Genomic DNA, 14,585 nt, shown 5'->3' on the forward strand with positions numbered 1-14,585 from the left:
CCCGGCCGGGGGTCGGCGCTACATCGTTCCTGTCCCGTTCCCGTCCTGTTCCCGTGGACGTGTCGCCCGCGAGCGGCGACTCCGTCCGGACGGACGAGAGTGGGGGCCGGATCCGCAACGGACCCGACCCCCACGTTGTTCCACTCGGTGGGTGCGGAGTGTCAGCCCGCGCCCGGTCGGCCGCTGCTCGCGCCTCGGTAGCCGAGGTCCTGGGCGGCGAAGTCCTTCCGCACCACGTTGGGTGAGGAAACCGTCGCCACCGTGGCCGAGTTGCGAACGATCGACGCCGAGTTGGTGCCGTAGGCGAGCGGGAAGAGCTTCGCCTGTACGCCGGCCGCCGCCTGATAGCTCTGGCCGGCGCCGCCGATCGTCGCGTTCACCGTCGCCGGTGCGACCAGGAAGGTCAGCACCTCCACCGAGTCCCGGGGCGCGTTGGTCCCCGACCTCGGTGTCATCAACTTCGTCTGCGTGCCGCCCGTGGGCTTGGCCGCGGCGAACTGCACGCGATGCGTGAGGTACGCCGTGTCACGCGTGATCCGGGGCCAGGCCCCGGTCTTGAACCGGACCAGGTAGTAGTCGCTGATGTCGACCCAGGTGTGTCCGGAGTTGGCCGAGGGCTGGAACTGGGTGCCCTCGGAGTAGTCGTTCCAGGTGGTGAGCTGTACCCAGTCGGCTCCCCCGGAGATGGTGTTGTCCCACGAGGTGCGCAGGTTCTCGGTGTTGTTCGCCTCGTCGTAGATGCCCTGGTTGGGGCGCTCGTCCTGGACCGCGACCGGCTGCATCCAGATCTTGCCGAGGCTGTGGGCCTTGGCGATGTCCGACTGGATGTTGCCCTGACGGTTGGGACTGCGATTGCCCCAGCTCGAGAATCCGTAGCTGACCGAGGCGTACTTGTCGGCGTTCGCCGAGAAGTTCAGGAACACCGGGACCAGCGCGGTGCCGAGCTTGTGCGTCTTGGTCATCGCGGTCGCGAACTCGCCCCACCACTGCGGGGTTTGCTGCTCCGCCTTGAAGGGGGAGATCACCACGCGGCCGTCCGCGAGGCGCCGGACGGACCGCGAGGAGGCCAGGTCGGCCATCGACGCGGCCAGGCTCGCGGGTGTTGCGTCCTTGAGCGAGGTCATGTCCGGCATCAGCACGATCGCGAAGCCGGGGTCGACGGTCTCGGCGGCCTTGATCAGGTTCTTGATCCTGGTCCAGTGCGCGCCGGTGGTGGACAGTACGTCGACGGTGAAGCCGTCGACGCCCGCCGCGGTCGCGTCGCGGATCTCGCGCTGCATGTCCTGCAGCTGCCAGTCCCCGGTCAACGGCCCACGCGGGACCGGCCGGTCCCGCAGCAGCCCGCCGTACGCGGCGTGCTTGCCGCTCTCGCCCGCGGGGTTGAGGTAGTTGCGGCTGTAGTAGTCCTGGGTCGGCTCCTGATTGTCGAGGGAAGCGGGGTAGGGGGTGAAGTAATGCGCGTACACCTTTTTGTCGCTCGCGCGCAGAGCCGACGTGGACGGCATCTCGAACGGAAGCGACCCGGTGGTGGGGGTGGCCGGATCGGTCCAGCTCACCGACAGGCGCGGGGCCTGCGCGGCACTCGCGCGCGAGGACTGGAATACGCCCTGCGCGCCCTTCCCGGCCGTGAGCGCGAAGCTGTACGCCCCGTTGCCGGCGAAGGCCGACGAGACGTCGATCGAGCCGACCTGCGACGCGGTGAAGCCGTCGCGTGAGCCCACCACATCACCGAACGCGGGTTGTTTGTTCCAGGTCAGGCTCTTCGCCGACCAGGAACCGGTGACCTTGTGCACGCGCACGGAGGTGTCGGTGGTCCTGGCCGAGTACAGATCCAGACTCAGCCGCACATCACGCGCGCCCGCGGGTACCCCCGCGACGGTGAACTTGACGAACGCCCGCCGTTCGGAGCGGGGAGCTCCCTCACAGGTTGCCGGACACACCGACAACCAGGTCTGCGTGGCGTGCGCCTTGGCCAGCGCCACCTGGCTCACATAGGCGTTCTCATTGGTGGGCACCGTGGCCTTGGAGTTGTCCGAGTCACCCGAGGCCACTCCGAAGGTCACACCTGCGCCGACCAACAGGAACGCGGGCAACACGAATTTGAGCGAACGAAATCGCAAGAAGCCCTCCACGGTACTTCGCTGCTCCCGAAGTCGACTTACCCGCAACCGGTATGGGGGCGCCTGTCAGGCCACCGGGACTCGGCCCGGAGTCCTGAAAAGGACACCGGAGCGGTGCGACGTCGGGAGCCTAGAGCAGAGGCTCTCGTGGTGCGAGGGCGGTTCGCGGATCCGCGCGTTCCGGATGAGCCGCGGCGGAAATCCGCCCCGGATCAGTGCGAACGGGGGCCCGACCGGTGCGGGCGACGGCCGATCAGCAGCAGGGCGCCGACCGCGGCGACCAGGATCGCGACGGACGCGCCGGCGATCCGCTTGATGCCGCTGTTGCCGCCGGTCTGGGCGAGTTGGCCGGTGACCGGCGGGGCGGTCTCGGGGGTGCGCTGGTCCTCGGACGGCGGGGTGGTGGTGGGCGGCTTCGTGGTCGGCGGTGCCGAACTCGAGGGCGCCGTGCTGGATGGGGTCGTGGTGGGCGGCGCCGTGGTCGGCGGCGCGGTCGTGGGCGGTTTCGTGGTGGGCGGCGCGCTGGTGGGCGGCTTCGTGGTGGGGGGCTTGGTCGTCGGCGGCGCGCATTCCTTGCCGCCGTTCCACCCGGCGATCAGATCGACGGGGAACTTCGCGTCGGGATAGCGCGGCAGCGGATTGGCTTTGCCGTCGTAGACCTTGTCGTTGCCGTACAGGTCTATCTGGCCGAAGCAGGGCGGCGCGTACTTGGAGATGTCGAGCTTGGCGCTCTTGTGCGCGCTGCTCAGGGTCACCGTCTTGGAGCCGAGATACCGCTGGATCCCCGAGGTTTTCCAGGTGGGTCCCTCCGCGCTGTAGGAGGCGAGGGAGACCTTGTAACTGCACGACTTGGCCACATCGCCGGCGATGCGCACGCTCACCTTGGTGTGAAGCGCGCCCAACAGGCCGGCCTTGGACCAGGTCTTGTCGTCGATGGACCATTCGATGGTGACCGGCCCACACGCCTTCTTGTCGTCGTCGGCCGCGTGGGCCGACCCGGCCGCCGCGATCGGCGCGATCAGCGCGAAGGCGCCCACGCCCAGACCGGCGGCGATCGAACCGGTAAGACCTCGTTGCACTGTGAAGCTCCCCGAACTCGAGGCGTCGACTCGATCCGATGACAGAGTCCGGGGGGAAGATTTTCGCCGTCCTCGCGCGAGCGGCAAGGGCGAGCCGATGAACCGGCAGAGGTATACGTGCCGGTAACGGTCGAACGATCTTGGGCGTACGATGGGGGTCCGAGTCGAAGTATTTGCAACTGCAACAATGGTTTTTCGGTGACATGTCCCGGTGACGCAAGTCGAATCATTCACGATTGCTCTTTGCAAATCCATTGTTTGCGAGTGCAATCCAGTCTAGATTCCCGGCCATGAGATCGAGAGCACTCCCGGCGTGCACCGCCCTGGCGCTGGCCTTCGGCATCGCCTGGGCGCCCACCGGCCAATCACCGGCGCACGCGGCCGAACCGGGCACGCTCAGCCCGGTGATGCTGGTTCTGGACGCCTCAGGGTCGATGAACGAACGCGCCGGGACCGGAACCCGGATCGATGCCGCCAAGAAGGCGATCGGCACGCTGGTGGACGCCGCGCCGTCGGGTTCACGGATGGGACTGACGGTGTACGGCACCGGGCAGAGCGGGTCCACCACCGACAAGGCCGACGGCTGTCGCGACGTCACGGTGGTGCGACCCGTCGGCACCGCGCCGGAGCAGGACCTCAAGGCCGCGGCGCAGGCGATCCGGCCGCTGGGCTGGACCCCGATGGGTCCGGCGTTGCGCAAGGCCGCCGAGGCGCTGCCGAAGGAGGGCCCACGCTCGATCGTGCTGGTCTCCGACGGCGAGGACACCTGCGCGCCCCCGGAACCCTGCCAAGTGGCACGCGAACTCGCCGCGCAGGGGGTGGACATGCGCGTGCACACCGTCGGCTTCGCGGCGGACGCCAAGACCCGCGCACAACTGATGTGCATCGCCCGGGCCTCGGGCGGCACCTACGCCGACGCCCCGGACGCCGGCTCGCTCGAACGCGAACTGACCCGGGTGACCCAGCGGGCGCTGCGCAGCTACGAACCCGCGGGCACCCCCGTCGACGGCGGTCCCGATCCCGCGCGCGCCGCGGCCCTGCCCCCCGGCGGCCACCTGGACGAGCTGACGGACAAAGAGGTGAAGTACTACTCCGTCGACGTGCCCGCGGGCTACACCGCGTACGTGTCGGGAACCACCGTCAGCAAGGTCAAGGGCCTGGAGGCCCTGGACGTCAAGCAGCTCGGCGAGCGCGGCAACAGCTTCTGCGCATCGGACACCGGACTCGACCAAGGGCTGTCCAAGGTCGTCACGGCGTCGGTGAGTTGGACGGCATCCGGTCGAGGCACCAACGGCTGTGAGCAACCGGGACGACAGGTGTTCTCGGTGACCCGCAGAGGGACCGGACCACCGGTACCCCTCGAACTCCAGGTCCTGCTCGAACCGCAGGCCCTGGACAAGGGCCCGGCCGAGGCCGACCTCGCGCGCTACACCGAGCCCGGCGGCGCTCCGCAACCGGTGGTCGGCGGAGGTTCGTTCGGCTCGGCGACCACCCTGCCCGGGTCCGGCCACTACACCGACACGATCGCCCCGGGGGAGTGGGCCTTCTACCGGGTCCGCCTCGACTGGGGCCAAAGCCTCGCCTTCCAGACGCGCGTCGGCGGCGGCAAGGATATCGTCGGCGTACAAACCCACTTCTACAACCCGATCCGCGAGCAACTGGCCCAGGACTCGTGGGGTGTGCACGACACCGAACACATCTTCTCGAAGGGCGTCGACCCCTTCGCGACACGTCCCGTGCGCTTCCTCAACCGCAGCGACCGGCAGCAGGAGGTCGCCGACATGCTGCCCGGCTGGTACTACATCGCGGTAGCGGCCCAGGGCGAGGGCGAGTTGCGCACGCTGGCCGTGGACGTCTCGGTGGGCGGCACCAAGGAACCCGGTCCGGTGTACGCGCAGAGCGGGCAGTCGGTAGCGGGCTCACCGCCGGCGAAGTCCCCGTCGACCGCCGCGAACCCGGGTACGAAGACTCCGGCGAAGAGCACGCCGAAGGCCTCCGACTCCTCGACTTCGGACGATTCGGCGGCGTTCGGCGGCCCGTTGGTCTGGGTCGGACTGCCCGCCGCGCTCCTGCTCGGTGCGGCGCTCACCGCGCTGCTGCTGCGTCGTCGACAGTCGCGAAACACATGAGTGCGGATCCCGGGGCCCGCAGGTCGACGTTCCCGGTCGTCGTGTCCGTGGCCCGCTCGGCCGCCGTCCGTTCGGCGTCGATGGTCGCGGCTCCTCCTGCCGAAGCCCTTCCGATGACGGGATGGTCTCCCGATTGCGTGCGAACGGCGGCGACAGGCACGGGTGTTCGGAAAGACGGGAGGAACCGGTCCCGATCACCCCCACCCGGCGACCGACCGAATCCGAGCACCAGATCTGCTGAGGCTTTACGCCACGTTCCCGGGGCCTGGAAGTCTTGGCCACAGGTGTTCCGTAGCGCAGGCTTGGCGCGTCGAGGTGCTGCGCCGCCGTCTCCCCGGCGCTCCCCGGCTCATCACACCACCGGCTCGACCCTGAACAGATCCGCACCGTCTTTCAGGAACGGAAGGGAACCCGACATGACTTGCTCCGCTTCGTCACACGGCCGAGGCCGAGGCGGCGGTACCAGGGGCGGATACCGCGCCACCGGACCGCGGGTCTCGCAGCACGCGGTGTCGCCCCGCTAGGACGCCGGGGCCGGTCCGCACAGGCCCCGGGCAGGCGCACCCTTCGGGGTGCGACCGCCGCACATCCCCACACACGACCGGGCGTCGACCCCAGCAAGGGGTCGACGCCCGGCCGTCGTTCGTGGACCTGCCGCCGTGCCGCCCGGGCCGATCACCCGCTCGGGTAGGGCGGGATGCCCCGCGCACAGCCCGGATCACGATCGATCCTCCGGCGGCCGATCGGTGTCATGCGCGCGGTTCGTCGTGGTCGAGCCGCGAAGGCGGGCCGTCCCTGCGAGCGATCCGCGCGGTCGCTGAACGCTCGTCCTACTCCGTCGGCAACGCGCGGGACAACCAATCGCGCACCGCCTCGCCCACCGGAACGTCACCGATCTCTCGGCGATCGAAGATCCGGAAGCGATCCGGGTCGTCCTCCGCGAGCAACTCGAACAAGGTCGCCTTGAAGCCGAGTTGGGCCGGGTCCAGCCCCTTCTCCTGGTCGTGCGCGCGCAACCGCTCCTCGATCGCCCGCGGTTCGTCCGCGGTCAGCAACACCACGTCGGGCAGCGGTCGCCACTGCGCGACGGTCGCGAGGAAGCGCCGCGCGGCCTGGTGGGCCTGCTCGAGGTCACCGGCATGACGGGCGACCGCGTCCTCGACGGCGGCGGTGTAGACGCCGCGCTGCTCGACGACGGTGCGCCCGGCCGCCAGGAACAGCCGGGCGGACTCGTAGCGATGGGTCTGCATGGCGATCACCGTGAGCGTCTCGGAGGCGGACCGACCACCACGGATGTACGGTTCACCGCCGGCCGCTTCGGCCAACGCCATCAAAGTGGCGAAATCCGGACGGGCGTTGGGCTCGCGCGCCGACCCGACGAAGATACGCGGGGGAGAGGCGATCGAACGCAGGAGCGCGGAGCTGACGTCGTGGGCCTCCAGCCCCTCGACGCCCACGAGCGGGCCGGGACGTCGGGTCCGACTGCCGGCCGTCGGTTTCGATGGGCGTTCGCGTGTGGCCTCTTGAGCGTTCTGCGGCATACCGGAATCCTCGCGATCGAACCCGACGGGAAACAGGCCGCGTCGGGCACTCTCGACGGGTAAACCCCCCGGTAATACGCGATGTTCGGCACGCCGGCGACCGGCGTACACGACGGCGGCCGACTCCGCCCGGTCAGCTCGCGGCGGTGTCGAGCAGGGACGCGGGCAGGGGCGAGCCATCCGAGATGCCGACACACGCCATGGTCTGCGCCAACACCCGATCCACGACCGCCGCAGGGCCGCCCTCGCGCGCGGTACGGCGCTGCCCGGCCGCCGCGGAACCCCGGGCGAGCAGATGCCCGATCGCGGCCTCGACCATGTCGAGGTCGCCGCTCTCGCGCAAGTACGGGGCCATCTCGGCGACCAGAGCGCGGACCACCGTGGCCGCGGGCAGTTTCACCGCGGCCACGGGGTCGATCAGGTCGCCCTCGATCCCGGAGCGCGCCGCCCGCCACATCGCCCCTCGGGCGAGCATGGGCGAGGGCGTCGGAGGCGTTCGGTCGGCGGCGACGGCGGCACTCGCGTACAGGTAGAGCGCGCGGAACAGGGCGGCGATCGCGATCGTCACCTCGACGTCGGCGATCGCGTCGCACACCCGCAGTTCCAGTGCGGACCCGCGCGGGGACAGGCGCAGCGCCGGGAGGAAGAGGTCGCGGTCGGGCACGACACCGACCGCCACCAGGCCGGCGACCAGGTCGTCGTACTCCCGAGCCGAGCCCACCGGCCCGATCGGTCCGGCCGCGGGAAGACGCTCGACGCAGACCTGCCGCCAACTCGCGTAGCCGGTGTCGCGCCCGGCCCAGAACGGCGAACTCGCGGACAGTGCCGACAACGTGGCCAGATGCGGCGTGATCCAGGCGATCGCCCGAGCCGCCACGTCCCGGTCCTCGACCTCGACCCGGACGTGCATGCCGCACGTGATCCAACCCCGGGACAACTCCGCGTACTCGTCCTCCCAGGCCGCGTATCGGGCCTCGGGGGCCGTCCGTATGTCCGCGAGGCTCATCATCGGCGCGGTGCCGCTCGCCAACACGCCCAGGCGCATACCGGCGGCGCGGTGCACCAGCGTGCCGCGCAGTTCGGTCAACCGCGCCCGGAGCGCGTCCGGTTCCGCGTGTGTCGAGGTCACGATCGCCACCGTCGACTCCTTGGAACAGCCCACGAAGGGGCCGGCCGGAAGCCGATCGAGGAGGGCGGGGGCGGAGGACACCGTGCGCTTGGTGGCCAGGTCCACGATGTGGAATTCCTCTTGGATCCCCAACTCGAGCACGGCGACTCCCCCACGACCCGGCGCGAGGCCGACAAAACGAGGCGCCCGGGCCCGCCCGTTCGGCCACACGCGGCCACCACGGACCGCCCGATCGGCGCCGAGCGACAGCGCCCATGATCGCCGGCGGCGGACCGACCGGTAAGGCCGGAGCGGGTACCACGCTCCGGTAAATCCGCCGGTAGCTCCGCACGGCGCTCCCGCGACCCGCCGGCGCCATCGGTGTCGCCTCGCCGGCCGCCCCGTCCGTCTCCCGGTTCCGTCGCCCGGCTCGTTACCCTCAAAGACACGAACGGCGCGAGCCGACCACGCCCCGACCCCTGCCCGAACACTCCCAGCGGCCCGTGGGCGGCGACTTGAGGGCGACGCCCGCGTACATCCACTGCCGATTGTCCAGCAGACGCGGCAATCGGTCCGAGCGCCACGACGAGATCGGGACCACCCCGGGATCGATCGGACTCAGCCCGGTGAACAGCGCCCGCACCTCGGTCGCGGTCCGGGGGAACAGCGGCGCAGCGGAATGGCGATACGACTCGGCGGTCGTGCGCGCCGCGTCCGGACGCAGATCCGCGGCGACGTGGGAAAGCACCAGAACACTGCCGGGCACCGTCGCGTCCATCAACGCGCGCACCACGGACCGGGGATCGTCGGCATCCGAGAGATAGTGCAGCACGGCGGTCAGCACGACCGCGACCGGCCGGTCGAAGTCCACCCCCGTGCGCCCGGCCACCCGACGCAACAGCGTCTCCGGGTCCCGGAGATCGCCCTCCACCACCCGTACCCGACCGGGCCGCGCGGACAACGCGCGCGCGTGCGCGAGCACCATCGGATCGTGGTCTACGTACACCGCCCGCGCATGCTCGGTGCCGAGCACCGCACACTCGTACGTGTCGCCGGCAGCGGGCAGACCCATCCCGATGTCGAGGAACTGACGGACGCCGATACCGGTCGCGAAAGCCACCGCCCGACGCAGGAAGGCCCGATTCGCCAAGGCCATCGCGCGAACCTCGGGCGCCAGGGCCAGGACGGCCTCGGCCGCGCCGCGATCGACGGCGAAGGTGTTCTTGCCGCCCAGGTAGTAGTCGTACATCCGGGCCGGATGGGCAAGATCGGTACGCAAGTCGGGCGACCGCGCCGAAGGCACGCGTGCCCTCGGTCGATCCGCCGGCGATCCATCCGCCGGCGGGCAACCGACGGGGGAACGGGTATCCGTCGCCTTGCCGGGCAGCACAATCATCGGCCTTTCCCCATCCTCGGGCCGCGGGCCGCCCGGACCGGGCGAGGCGGGGGTACCCGCCGGGCGGACCCGCATGTTCCTTCGCACTCCCGGGAGATCAGCGGCGAAGGAATTCCGTGACGACGGCGTCGAAGCGTTCGCCTTCCTCGACGAACGGCACATGCCCGCTCGCCGCGAACCGCTCCACCCGCGCGTCGGGCAGCGCCTCGGCCAGCCAACCGGCCAGGTCCCCGGGGAAGATCCGACTGCGCTCGCCGTAGATCAGCAGCGTCGGCACCTTCACCGCGGGCAACACCGGCCGCCAGTCCGAGTGCGCCATGTCCATCCACACGTCCAACGCGGACGCGGTGTGCGTCTGGGTGGTCTCCGCGTACGCCGCGTCCACCGCCTCCGCCGCCGGCGGCTCGGCGAAACACGCCGCGATGAACGGCTTGATCGCCAACGGCCGGGCGTGCCGCACGGTCTGTGCGAACACCGCCAGATCGACCGGCGAGTAGCCTCCCTGCAGGGCGAAGTCCCACCCGGGCCCATCCATGAAACGCGGCGACTGATCGACGAACACCGCGCCGCGCAACCCCTCGCAGCCGAACTGGCGCACGTACGACAACACCACCGAGGTGCCCATGGACCAGCCGACCATGGTCACCTCGTCCAGACCCAGTGCCAGCACCAACTCGCGTACATCACGGGCGTACTGGTCCAGACTGTGCCCCTCCGGGGTCTTGCCCGAGCGCCCGTGGCCCCGGAAGTCGGCGACGATCACCCGATTCTCCGCCGCCAGCGCCGCGATGTTGCCCGACCAGAACGAACTGTTCATCGTCCAGCCGTGCAACAGCAGCACCGGGCGACCCGCGCCGTGCTCCTCGTAGTACAGCGGAACGGCGTCGGACAACTCCAGATAGGGCACGTCTCTCCTCGGGTCCCGGCCGGCCGATCGCCGACCCGCGCTGCGGCAGTGTGCGCGAGCGGGAGACCCACGCACCAGAGACCGAAGGGGGGTTGCAGCAACGTTGCAGAACGGCACCCACCCCCGCCACACCACGGGCCCGACGTCCGGGGCCCGCGCGCCGGCATGATGGACGCATGGCGGACGGACCGGACGCACGCGATCGAGCACTGGGCGGTGGGTCGGCCACGGGCGTGCGGGACCCGATCCGGGCCTCGTGGTCACGCGCGCGGCGACAGGGACTGCCGCCCGACGCCTACCTCCCGCCGGTCACCCTCGTCGACGACGAACTGGCCCGACACCGCGAGGAACATCCGCTCACCACGATCTGGCCCCTGCTGCGCCGCACCCTCAGCGGTCTGGTCACCGACCCGGGCCGCCTCCTGTTCCTCAGCGACGCGCACGGGCACCTGCTGTGGGTGCAGGGCGAACACCCCACACTGCGCGCCGCCGAACGCGTGCACCTGTTGCCCGGGGCGCTGTGGAGCGAGGGCGCGGCGGGTACCAGCGGAGTGGGCACCGCACTGGCCACGGGCCGCCCGTTCCAGGTGTTCGGTGCCGAGCACTTCCTGTCCGCGGCCACCGCGTACACCTGCACGGCCACCCCCATCCACGATCCGGCCGGGGGCGAACTGCTCGGCATCCTGGACTTCACCTGCCCCGAACGCAACTGGCAACCGCTCGCGGTACCCCTGCTCGACACCGCGCGCCGACTGGCCCAGGCCGAGTTGGAGAGCGTACGGCTGCGCGAGGAGGCGCGGGTGAGCACCCGCTACGTGGAGCGGATCGCCCGCCGGCTCGGCAGCAAGAGCGCGATCGTGGACCCCAAGGGGCGCGTCCTGCGTGCGGATCCCCCCGGCTGGCTGCCGCAGCGCCTGCCCGGCCCGCCGCGCGAAGGCCCGATGTTGCTGCCCGGTGGTCAGGTCCTGCTCGCCGAGCGCCTCGCCGCCGGCGGCCTGTACCTGCTGATCGCCGAGGACTCCGCATCGGGGCCGGTCACCACCGCGCCGCTGCGCCTGCAGGCGCTGGGCCTGCGCCGGGCCCGGCTCGAGATCGCCGGCACCACGCACGAACTCACGCGCAGACACGCCGAGATCGTCACGACCCTGCTGAGCGAGCCCGGCGGGATGACGGCCAAGGCGATCACCGAGGCGGTCTACGGCCCCGGCGGACGCCCCGCCACCGTCCGCGCCGAACTGGCCCGGCTACGCGCGATCCTGGGCCACCGACTGGCCTCCGACCCGTACCGCCTGACCGGCGACTGCGAGGCCGACTTCCTCGACCTCGATCGCGCCCTGTCCGTGCCCACCACCTCGATCGACACCCTGCTCGACCACTACCGGGGCCACCTCCTGCCCGGCTCCACCGCCCCGCGCGTGCTCGCGCTGCGCGAGGCCCTGCACGAACGCCTGCGCCGCCGCGTCCTGGACAGCGCCGATCCCGACACGGCGCTGCGCTGGTCGACCTGACCCGGCCACGCCACACGCGCGTTCCCCGTCGCGAAGCGACACCGGTGGAAAGCGACACCGGTGGAAAGCGACACCGGCGGGCGGCCGCGGCGCGGCGGCGGGCGGCGCACCCGTCGACCGATCCCGACGCCGCGCACCCGCCCACCACCGCCCCGCGCCCCGCCGGGGCCGCTCCCGGGACTTCTCAGGCTTGCGTGGGCGGCTCCGCGCCGGGCGGATGCTCCGGCCGGCGCGGAACCTCGAAGGCCTGCGTGACCTCGTCGGACTCGGGCGCCGTACCCGGCAGTCGATCGGCGACACCGGGCCGCCAGGTCGACGCCGGATCCCGGACGGGGGCAGGCGGCGCCGCGGGCGGTGGGGGAGGGCCCGGCAGGCGATCGGCCCAGGGGGAGACGGGTCCGGGCGCCCGGGCGGCGAACCGCGTGCGCACCGCGTACCCGAGACCGGCCGCGACCAACAGCGCGACGAGCGCGCCGCCCGCCGGCACGCCCCAATCCGAGGCCACGGACGAGCCCGCACCGCTGTCGGCGCGGCCCGCCGGCGCCGGCGGAGCGCCGGCCCGTACCGGGGAATCGGACCGGGCCGGAGACGGCGCACCGGGCACCGCGCCCGCCGTCGGCCGCGGCTCCTCCTCGGGTCCCAACGGCTGATCCGGCCGCTGCACCACGGTGCCCTCGACCGACACCTCGAGCCGGATCGGCACCACGATGCCGCGCTGCGGCCCCTGGGCCCCGGTGATGGACATCTGGATGTAGTACGACCCGCGCAGCGCGTACTTGTCGTCCTTGAACTCCTTGAACGAGCCCTTGGTCCCGTCGAAATTCTCGTACTTCTTGCCGTCCCCGACGGTCCACGCCCCCGAGGTCGCCTCCAGGTGCGTGGTGCCCGGCACGAGCTGGTTCGTCGGGTTGTCCAGGAGCGGAATGGCCTCGCGCAGCGGGTTGTAGAGGTTCATCACGAACCTCGGGCCCTGCTTGTACGGGAAATCGGCCGGGATGTCGACGGACCCCTTGATGGAGAGCTTCTGCCCCGGCTGCATGTACACCCGCCAGAACAGGAAATCGCCCACCACCATGCTCTCGCGATGCACCCCGGGCCCGAGTTCGCCCGCGCTGTTGAACGAGAAGCCGCTCGTGGTGTCCGCCGCGGCGGGAGGCGCGGCCATCACCGAGCCGACGACCGCGGCGAGCGCGGCCCCGGCCGAAGCCGCGATGCGGCGTACGCGTACGACGGCGTTCACGCCTGCCTCCCCTGCCGGCGCCGGGCACCGGCGACGAACGATCCCAGCGCGCCGCCGACGAGCACCGCGGCGGCGATCAAAGCGAGAGTCACCCCGGTACCGGGCCCGTCGTCGTCGCCGGACGACGCGGCGACCGAGGCGCGGTCGTCACCGGCGCCGGGCGCGGCGGCCGGAGCGCCGGCGTCGGCGCTCGCGGGCGCGGGGCCGGACGTCGTACCGGTGGTGCCCGGCCGCCTGGGGTGGCTGACCAGGAGTTCGAGCAGGATCCTGCGTTGCGGATCCACCTCGGCGTTGTGCGAGATCCGCAGGCAGCCGATGCCGTCCGGTGCCTTGGCGGAACTCTTCGCCCCGTCGGACGCGCCGGTGGTGACGATGTTGTTCGCCTCCAGGGCCACCCCCTCGGACAGCAGCCAGCTCTGGGGTTGATCCGGCGGGCCGGATCTGATGAACAGGTGGGTCAGGAACGCCGAGTTCTCCCGGTCGTCGGCGACCCGCATGCGCTCCGAGAAGATCGCGGTGGCGCCGATGGCGAGATCCTCGCCCGGATTCTTGCGAATGCGGTACCACAGGTCGCGACTGGTGACGAACGCGTCGAGGTACTGGCCGTCCTCGACGATCGGCGCGTTGGCACAACCGGTCGTCGCGCCCTGGATGGGTCGACCGGACGCGTCGTAGGGGGTCCACGCCCTGCGGAACAGGCTGGACATGTTCGAGACCAGCGAATCGGCGTCCTTGGCGTCGGCGTAGACACCGTTCCCGGCGGCGGTGATGCACTTGAGCTGATCGCGCGCGGCGCCGGAGACGTTGAACCCGACCGCGTCGACCGTCAGCTTGGTGCCCTTCGCGTTCAACTCCTTGGCGACCTCGCACGGTTGCGGCGGCGCGCAGGTGTCCTCGCCGTCGGAGACCAGGATCACGTGGCGCTCGCCCTGGGTGCCGAGGTCGTCGGAGGCGGCTCGCAGCGCGTTGCCGATGGGGGTGAACCCGACGGCGTTCAGTGCCGCGACCCGTTGCCGCGCCGCGCCCTTGGCCCCCTCGTTCATCAGCGCCACCGGCACCAGGAGCTGGGTGTCCGCACAGCCGAGGGTCTTGTCCGTACCGGGATAGGCCGCACCATACACGCGGATGCCGACCTGGGCGGTCGCCGGAGCCGCGTCGATGATGCGGTTCACCGCCTGCTTGGCGGCCTCCAGGCGGGTCTGCCCGCCTGCGTCGTTCTGTTTCATCGAACCGGACAGGTCGAGCACCAGCTCGACCTTGGCCGGGACGGCTTCGGCGGGCGGGGCGGGGTCGGCCGCTGCGAGGGACGCAGGGCCGCACAACACCAGGGACACCGCGCCCAGGGCCACGGCCGAGCGTGTGCGTAGGAAAGGGATCACGACGCCGATCATGGAATCTGCGACGTGCGATGCCAAGAGGGAGGGTCCATCACGGTTCCCTCGGAAGCCCTGAGGGGGCGACCGGGTCGAAGCCCTCGGCGACGGTTCGGTCGATCGGAGCCGACGCCTTCGGCGGTGCACGGGCGGATCGGGGCGGGAGCCCTCGGTTGCGCTTCGG

Annotated in this window: 10 protein-coding genes; 2 read left to right on the top strand and 8 right to left on the bottom strand. The window is 71.3% G+C overall.

From position 1 onward, the window contains the following. Positions 1-161: 161 nt before the first annotated feature. Together ACZ4FV_RS26810 and ACZ4FV_RS26815 are read right to left on the bottom strand one after the other, a co-directional pair. Entirely contained in the window at positions 162-2,120 is a 1,959-nt protein-coding gene (locus ACZ4FV_RS26810; RefSeq protein WP_465323425.1) for a glycoside hydrolase family 71 protein, read from the bottom strand. Between the two features lie 212 nt (positions 2,121-2,332). After that, the gene (locus ACZ4FV_RS26815) at positions 2,333-3,199 is read right to left on the bottom strand and encodes a hypothetical protein (protein ID WP_395867362.1); all 867 of its coding nucleotides are present in this window, start codon (positions 3,197-3,199) and stop codon (positions 2,333-2,335) included. Positions 3,200-3,489: 290 nt separating this feature from the next. Here ACZ4FV_RS26815 and ACZ4FV_RS26820 point away from each other — a divergent pair, with 290 nt between their 5' ends. Continuing rightward, positions 3,490-5,328, top strand: coding sequence for a vWA domain-containing protein (locus ACZ4FV_RS26820; protein ID WP_395867364.1), 1,839 nt, complete (start codon positions 3,490-3,492; stop codon positions 5,326-5,328). 830 nt (positions 5,329-6,158) lie between these two features. On the opposite strand, the gene ACZ4FV_RS26825 is transcribed toward ACZ4FV_RS26820, so the two are convergent. The 4 genes from ACZ4FV_RS26825 to ACZ4FV_RS26840 form a co-directional block, all read right to left on the bottom strand. Beyond that, positions 6,159-6,869: a hypothetical protein gene (locus ACZ4FV_RS26825; protein ID WP_465323426.1), complete on the bottom strand. Its 711-nt coding sequence runs from the start codon at positions 6,867-6,869 to the stop codon at positions 6,159-6,161. Between the two features lie 133 nt (positions 6,870-7,002). Continuing rightward, positions 7,003-8,139 (bottom strand): carboxylate-amine ligase, encoded by a 1,137-nt coding sequence (locus ACZ4FV_RS26830; RefSeq protein ID WP_465323427.1) that lies wholly within the window; start codon positions 8,137-8,139, stop codon positions 7,003-7,005. Positions 8,140-8,416: 277 nt separating this feature from the next. Next, on the bottom strand, positions 8,417-9,256 hold the full coding sequence (locus ACZ4FV_RS26835; protein ID WP_395867369.1) for an SAM-dependent methyltransferase: 840 nt from the start codon (positions 9,254-9,256) through the stop codon (positions 8,417-8,419). A gap of 214 nt (positions 9,257-9,470) precedes the next feature. Then, complete coding sequence (locus ACZ4FV_RS26840; protein WP_395867371.1) at positions 9,471-10,280, bottom strand: alpha/beta fold hydrolase; 810 nt, start codon at positions 10,278-10,280, stop codon at positions 9,471-9,473. A 176-nt stretch (positions 10,281-10,456) separates the two neighbouring features. On the opposite strand from ACZ4FV_RS26840, the gene ACZ4FV_RS26845 reads away from it, so the two are divergent. Continuing rightward, on the top strand, positions 10,457-11,788 hold the full coding sequence (locus ACZ4FV_RS26845; RefSeq protein ID WP_395867373.1) for a GAF domain-containing protein: 1,332 nt from the start codon (positions 10,457-10,459) through the stop codon (positions 11,786-11,788). Positions 11,789-11,972: 184 nt separating this feature from the next. Here the strand turns inward: ACZ4FV_RS26845 and ACZ4FV_RS26850 are convergent, their stop codons facing one another. After that, positions 11,973-13,028, bottom strand: coding sequence for a hypothetical protein (locus ACZ4FV_RS26850; RefSeq protein ID WP_402236842.1), 1,056 nt, complete (start codon positions 13,026-13,028; stop codon positions 11,973-11,975). Beyond that, positions 13,025-14,407, bottom strand: coding sequence for a vWA domain-containing protein (locus ACZ4FV_RS26855; RefSeq protein WP_395867377.1), 1,383 nt, complete (start codon positions 14,405-14,407; stop codon positions 13,025-13,027). Before ACZ4FV_RS26855 ends, ACZ4FV_RS26850 begins: the two co-directional genes overlap by 4 nt. Between the last annotated feature and the right edge of the window lie 178 nt (positions 14,408-14,585).

This window comes from Embleya sp. NPDC025285 (genome assembly GCF_055558835.1).

Coding starts and splice junctions, on each gene's coding strand:
- ACZ4FV_RS26845 (WP_395867373.1), top strand. CDS start 10,457: ATGGCGGACGGACCGGACGCACGCGATCGAGCACTGGGCGGTGGGTCG.
- ACZ4FV_RS26820 (WP_395867364.1), top strand. CDS start 3,490: ATGAGATCGAGAGCACTCCCGGCGTGCACCGCCCTGGCGCTGGCCTTC.
- ACZ4FV_RS26825 (WP_465323426.1), bottom strand. CDS start 6,869: ATGCCGCAGAACGCTCAAGAGGCCACACGCGAACGCCCATCGAAACCG.